This window comes from Mycobacterium sp., from assembly GCF_035623875.1.
In the GTDB taxonomy this organism is placed as follows: Bacteria; Actinomycetota; Actinomycetes; order Mycobacteriales; family Mycobacteriaceae; genus Mycobacterium.
In genome coordinates, this window is the sequence record NZ_DASPSP010000240.1 from 44,403 (window position 1) to 50,432 (window position 6,030).

The 6,030-nt window shown below is 65.9% G+C and carries 6 protein-coding genes and 2 pseudogenes; 5 read left to right on the forward strand and 3 right to left on the reverse strand.

The window, feature by feature from the left end; all coding sequences use genetic code 11:
* Positions 1-196 precede the first annotated feature (196 nt).
* From VEI45_RS19710 to VEI45_RS19730, 5 genes and pseudogenes are all read left to right on the forward strand, one after another.
* Positions 197-496 carry a PE family protein gene (locus VEI45_RS19710; RefSeq protein ID WP_324856208.1) on the forward strand — a complete coding sequence of 100 codons (300 nt, stop codon included), beginning with the start codon at positions 197-199 and terminating at the stop codon, positions 494-496.
* A 16-nt stretch (positions 497-512) separates the two neighbouring features.
* Positions 513-1,700, forward strand: a complete 1,188-nt coding sequence (locus VEI45_RS19715; protein WP_324856209.1) for a PPE family protein — start codon at positions 513-515, stop codon at positions 1,698-1,700.
* Positions 1,701-1,747: 47 nt separating this feature from the next.
* A pseudogene (locus VEI45_RS19720) lies at positions 1,748-2,043 on the forward strand (WXG100 family type VII secretion target).
* A gap of 33 nt (positions 2,044-2,076) precedes the next feature.
* Positions 2,077-2,361 carry a WXG100 family type VII secretion target gene (locus VEI45_RS19725; protein ID WP_324856210.1) on the forward strand — a complete coding sequence of 95 codons (285 nt, stop codon included), beginning with the start codon at positions 2,077-2,079 and terminating at the stop codon, positions 2,359-2,361.
* Positions 2,362-2,587: 226 nt separating this feature from the next.
* The gene (locus VEI45_RS19730; protein ID WP_324856211.1) at positions 2,588-3,418 is read left to right on the forward strand and encodes an SDR family oxidoreductase; all 831 of its coding nucleotides are present in this window, start codon (positions 2,588-2,590) and stop codon (positions 3,416-3,418) included.
* A 16-nt stretch (positions 3,419-3,434) separates the two neighbouring features.
* Here VEI45_RS19730 and VEI45_RS19735 read toward each other — a convergent pair whose 3' ends face one another.
* The 3 genes and pseudogenes from VEI45_RS19735 to VEI45_RS19745 form a co-directional block, all read right to left on the reverse strand.
* Positions 3,435-4,292, reverse strand: coding sequence for a glycine betaine ABC transporter substrate-binding protein (locus VEI45_RS19735; protein WP_324856212.1), 858 nt, complete (start codon positions 4,290-4,292; stop codon positions 3,435-3,437).
* Complete coding sequence (locus tag VEI45_RS19740) at positions 4,289-5,488, reverse strand: NADP-dependent malic enzyme (RefSeq protein WP_324856213.1); 1,200 nt, start codon at positions 5,486-5,488, stop codon at positions 4,289-4,291. The genes VEI45_RS19735 and VEI45_RS19740 overlap by 4 nt, the downstream gene beginning before the upstream one ends.
* A 48-nt stretch (positions 5,489-5,536) precedes the next feature.
* A pseudogene (locus VEI45_RS19745) lies at positions 5,537-6,030 on the reverse strand (malate dehydrogenase); the annotation flags it as partial.

Here is a 6,030-nt window from a genome sequence, read left to right on the forward strand (position 1 = left end):
CCTACGAAAAAAGTCGCCGCTAGCGAGGCGTTTCCAGCGGAAATCGTTTCGCGATTGGTGTACCGCTGCAGGCAAAAAAAGCATACGATTTGTCCGCCATCACGTGTGGCAGTTGCATTTGGGGAGGTCAATCCAACGCCCGGTCTAAGGTAACGTCCGACTTGGAGTCGGCGGGATCGTTTTAGGAGGTCGGAAGGTGTCGTTCGTAACTACGAATCCCGAGGTGCTGTCGGGGGCTGCGAGCAGTCTGTCCGGTATCGGTGACGCGATGGTCGCCCGCAACGCGGCCGCGGCGGCGCCGACGACGAGTTTGGCCCCGGCGGCCTCCGACCTCGTGTCGGCGATGACGGCGGCGCAGTTCGGTAAGCAGGGGGTGGCCTATCAGCAGCTCGCCGCCCAGGCCGCCGAAGTGCACGAGCAGTTGGTGGCCGCGCTGCGCTCGGGTTCGGGTGCTTATGCGCTGGCCGAGGCATCGAACGCGGCGCAGGCGCGGTAACCAGATCTAGCAGCTGATGAGCTTTTCGCTGGTTCCCCCGGAAATCAATTCCGCCCTGATGTTTAGCGGGGCGGGGTCCGGCCCGTTATTGGACGCGGCGGCGGCCTGGGATTCGTTGGCCGCCGATCTGGAGAGCACCGCCACGCAGTATCAGACCTTGGTCACCAATCTGGTCACCGGCGCGTGGCTGGGCCCGTCGTCGGCGCAGATGGCCGCGGCGACCGCGCCGTACGTGGCGTGGCTGCAGGGCACGGCGGCCACCGCCGCCCAGACCGGGGCCCAGGCCAAGGTGGCCGCCGCAGCGTATCAGAGCGCCTACGCGTCGATGGTGCCGCTGCCGGCGATCGCAGAGAACCGGGCGGAGTTGGCCACGTTGGTCGCCAACAACTTCCTGGGTCAAAACACCGGGGCGATCGCTACCAACGAGGCGAATTACCTGGACATGTGGATCCAGGACGCGCTGACCATGGACACCTATCAGGTGAACTCCCAGGCGGCCAGCGCGCTACCCGCACAGACCGCAGCCCCCCAGGTGGCCAGCGGCGCGGTCGCCAACGCAGCCGCGGCAGCCACACCGGCCGACACCAGTTCCATCATCACGGGTCTGCTCGGCGACTTTGGGGACCTGCTCGGCGTGTCGGGGGGAGCCCCTGCGGGTTTGTCGGCAACAGACATCGTGTCCTGGCTCGGGACGGTGGCTACCGGGATCGCCGCGGACCCGTCGGCCGCGCTGCTTCCGGTGCAGACCACCTACTACATGGGCATGTTGAGCAGCATGCCCGCGCGTATGTTCATGAGCTCGGGCAGTTCGTCGAGCAGTGCCGCTACCGGCACCCTGGCCAGTCAAAGTGACACCCTGCTAGCCAACGTCGGCAAGTTCGTCGACGGCAAGATGGCCAACGTGATGGGCAGCGTCGGCGGCCAGCTACGGCAGTGGGGATCGTCGATCTCCGCAACACTGGTCGGAGCCCACCATGTGGGCGGGCTGTCGGTACCCAACGCCTGGCACGGCATGGCCCCGGAGATGGCTCGCGCGGCCCCAACGCTCCCCGCCACCAGCGTCGCCGCCCCGACGATGACCCACGGCCTGCCCAGCAGCCCGTTCGCCCAGGGATTGATGGGCGCGCTGGCCGGACGCGGGGTCAGCAGCATGGGTTCCCGCGTCGCCGCCAAGGTGATGCCCCGCTCACCGGCCGGCGGGTAGACAAGCAGCCACTAACACCGAAATGACCTCAACAAGGAGATGGGGATATGCCTACGCGTTTTATGACTGACCCGCATGAGATGCGGTCGATGGCGGGCCGTTTCGATGTGCACGCTCAGACGGTGGAGGACGAGGCCCGCAAGATGTGGGCATCAAGCCAAAACATCGCCGGTGCCGGCTGGAGCGGTTCGGCCAGATGACGTCCTATGACACCATGGGCCAGATGAATCAGGCCTTTCGCAACATCGTCAACATGCTGCACGGGGTGCGCGACGGGCTGATCCGCGATGCCAACAACTACGAGCAGCAGGAGCAGGCCTCCCAGCAGATCCTGTCCAGCTAGCCCAAACCGCCACACGAGTTTTAGGAGAACACCATGTCGATCAGTTACCAGTTCGGCGACGTGGACGCTCACGGCGCGTTGATTCGCGCCCAGGCCGCCGCGTTGGAGGCCGAGCATCAGTCCATCGTGCGCGATGTGCTGGCCGCCGGCGACTTCTGGGGCGGCTCGGGTTCGGTGGCCTGCCAGGAGTTCATCACCCAGTTGGGCCGCAACTTCCAGGTCATCTACCAACAAGCCAACGCTCACGGCCAAAAGGTGCAAACCGCCGGCAACAACATGAACTCCACCGACAGCGCCGTCGGCTCCAGCTGGGCCTAACAAACCTTCAAGGAAACGCCAATATCATTGGCGTTCTTGCTAATTCGCGGCGCATGAGGCGACCGTATGCGCGTGAATGTCACGCTGGCCAATGCTGCGCGCTAGCCGGGCGCGGTTGCGCGCGCAGTGCTGTTCGTCGCCGCCGAATTCCAGGTCCACCCGCCCGCAGGAGGTACCGCCGGTACCGGCTAACCTTAGCGGCGACCCACGTAGCGAGGAGCGTCCAATGAAAGGGTTTGCCGGGAAGGTAGCGGCGATCACTGGCGCCGGTTCGGGTATCGGTCAGGCGCTAGCTCTCGAGCTGGCACGCTCCGGTGCCACAGTGGCGATCAGCGATGTTGACATCGAGGGGCTCGCGCAGACCGAAGATCAGCTGCGAGCTATCGGTGCGCCGGTCAGGGCCGACCGACTCGACGTCACCGAACGGGAGGCCTTTCACGTTTACGCCGACCAGATCAACGAGCATTTCGGCAAGGTGAACCAGATCTACAACAACGCCGGGATCGCGTTCACCGGCGACGTCGAGATCAGCCAGTTCAAGGACATTGAGCGGGTGATGGACGTCGACTTCTGGGGCGTCGTCAACGGCACCAAGGCTTTCCTGCCGCATCTGATCGCCTCCGGCGACGGCCATATCATCAACGTCTCCAGCCTTTTCGGGCTTATGTCGGTGCCCGGGCAGGCCGCCTACAATTCGGCCAAATTCGCGGTGCGCGGGTTCACCGAAGCCTTGCGTCAGGAGATGGTGCTCAACGGCCACCCGGTCAAGGTGACCGCAGTGCATCCTGGTGGCATCAAGACCGCGATCGCCCGCAATGGCCTTGTGGCAGAGGGAGTGGACGCCGAAGAGCTGGTCAAGTTCTTCGACGAACGAATGGCCAGCACCACCCCGCGGCGGGCGGCCCAAATCATCTTGGAAGCGGTACGCAAAAACAAGGCCAGGGTGCTGGTCGGCCTGGACGCCAAGGCGCTGGATCTGGTCGTGCGGCTGACGGGTTCTGGCTACCAGCGGCTGTTCTCCCCGGTGGTGCGCCGGACTAAGCCGGCGTCGCGCTAATCGGCCGTCACACGGTCTAGCGGCCGAGCGGGTGTTCGCTCAGCCATCCGTCGGCCACCGTTTGGGGGTCGGTGCCGGCGATCACTTGGCGACGCATCTCGACCAGCGCCGCGGTGTCCAGCACACCCGCTACCTCGTTGACCGCCAGCAGCTGGCGATCGGTCAGCTCATTGCGTCGGTACAGTGGCACCACGTTTTCGGCCTGCACCAGCGCCGGCTTGCCGTCGGTCAGCACTACCAGGTCAGCGGCCACGTCAGGGTCGGCGGTGGTGGTCCAGGCTGCGGTGACTTTTCCGGCCCGTAACCCAGCGAAAAGTGTTGCGTCGTCGCGGAATTCGTGAGCCGCAGGTAATCGACAGCTGCCCACCGCCGACGGGGTCGACGCACCGGCGATCGATCCGATGACGATGCCGTCGCAGTGGCGGGGCAGCCCGCTCAGGTCGTTACCGCCCCAGCTCTTGGCCGTCGACTTGGTCACCGCCAGCGCGGGTTTGTCTTCGGCAGCGGTCGTGTAATCACCGGCGGCGATGCCCTCGGGTAACGCGCCGACCATCGCTTTGTAGACCTGCGCATCGGACCGCACGGTGGCGCCGGGCTGAAAGACCTGCAGCACCCGGCCGGTGAAACCTGGGACGACGACAAAAGCCCCGGAGTCCAGCTTGGTCAGCGGATCGGGTGTCTGCTCGGTGCGCGCCGGGAACCCGTAGGAGCGCAGCGCCCCGGTGTAAATGTCAGCCAGCAGCACCGACTCAGCACCCGGACGGGACCCGACCACCAGCTCACCCGGGCGGTGCTGGGCGCTGTCTATGCGCGCGCAGCCGGCCATCGCCAGCACCGCAGCGAGCGCCAGCGCGGTCAACCTGCCTGCGGTCACTCCGCGGTATCTGCGGCGTCAGCCACCGCAGCGACTGCTTCTGCTACGGCCGCCGCAACCCGCGGGTCCAGCGGGCTTGGGACGATCCGATCCGGCGCCAAGTCGTCGGCGACGACGGAGACGATCGCCTCGGCGGCGGCCAGTTTCATCTTGTCGGTTATCTTGCGGGCACCGGCCTCCAGGGCACCACGAAACACGCCGGGGAACGCAAGGACGTTGTTGATCTGGTTGGGAAAGTCGCTTCGCCCGGTGGCGACCACGGCGGCGTGTCTGGCCGCAGCGTCGGGACGGATCTCCGGGTCGGGATTGGACAGCGCGAACACAATGCCCTCGGGTGCCATCGTCGCGATCAGTTCCTCGGGAACCACCCCGCCGGATACACCGAGGAACACGTCGGCCCCGTCCAGGGCCTCCACGATGCCGCCGGAAAGGCCGCGCGGGTTGGTGCGTTGCGCCAGCTGCGCTTTGACGCTGTTCATATCGTCACGTCCCGAGTGCAGAATGCCACGCGAGTCGAGCACGGTGACATCGGAAATCCCGTTCGCTTGAAGGAGATTCGCGCACGCGACGCCCGCTGCCCCGGCGCCGGAGATGACGACATGCAGCGCCGCCATGTCCCGGTCGAGCACCTTGGTGGCGCCGAGCAGCGCCGCCAACACCACGATCGCGGTGCCGTGCTGGTCGTCGTGCATCACCGGACAATCCAGCGCATCGACCAAGCGACGTTCGATCTCGAAGCAGCGCGGTGCGGCGATGTCCTCGAGGTTGACCGCGCCGAACGTCGGCCGCAGCCGCACCAGGGTCTCGACGATCTCGTCGGGATCCTTGGTGTCCAGCACGATCGGTATGGCGTCCAGCCCCGCGAACTGCTTGAACAGACCGCATTTGCCTTCCATCACCGGCAACGACGCCGCCGGTCCGATGTCACCGAGGCCCAGTACCGCGCTGCCGTCGCTGACGACGGCCACCAACCGGCTCGCCCAGGTGTAGCGGGCGGCCAGGGTGTGATCGGCGGCGATCGCGCGGCTGACCTGCGCCATGCCCGGGGTGTAGGCGATCGACAGGGAGCGCTGGGTATCCAACAGCGCCGTCAGGCCTACGGCGAGCTTGCCGCCTACGTGTGCCTCGAAGATCTCCGCGTCGGTGATGACGCCCTGCTCGGATTCAGTCTGGATCGATTCAAGCAATTCGGACACGGGCCCAGGGTACTGACTACTCGTTAGTAGGCCTAATTGGCGAGCTGCTCAGATCAGCTTCAACTCGGTAACGGCGTTGCGCTCGTCGGCCAGCTCGGCGGTGGACTTGTCGATGCGGGCGCGGGAGAAGTCGTCGATGTCCAAGCCCTGAACGATCGACCAGTTGCCGTCCTTGGTGGTCACCGGGAACGAGGAAATCAGGCCCTCGGGGACCCCGTAGGAGCCGTCGGAGATGACGCCCATCGAGACCCAGTTGCCCTCCGGGGAGCCCAGCAGCCAGTCCCGGGCGGCGTCGATGGTCGCCGACGCGGCCGACGCGGCCGACGACGCGCCGCGCGCGTCGATGATCGCCGCGCCGCGCTTGGCCACCGTCGGGATGAAGTCGTTCTCGATCCAGGCCTGGTCGTTGACCACTTCTGCCGCATTCTTGCCGTTGATTTCGGCGTGGAAGATGTCCGGGTACTGGGTGGCCGAGCGGTTACCCCAGATGGTGACCTTCTTGATCTCGGTGACATCGGCGCCGGTCTTCTTGGCCAACTGGC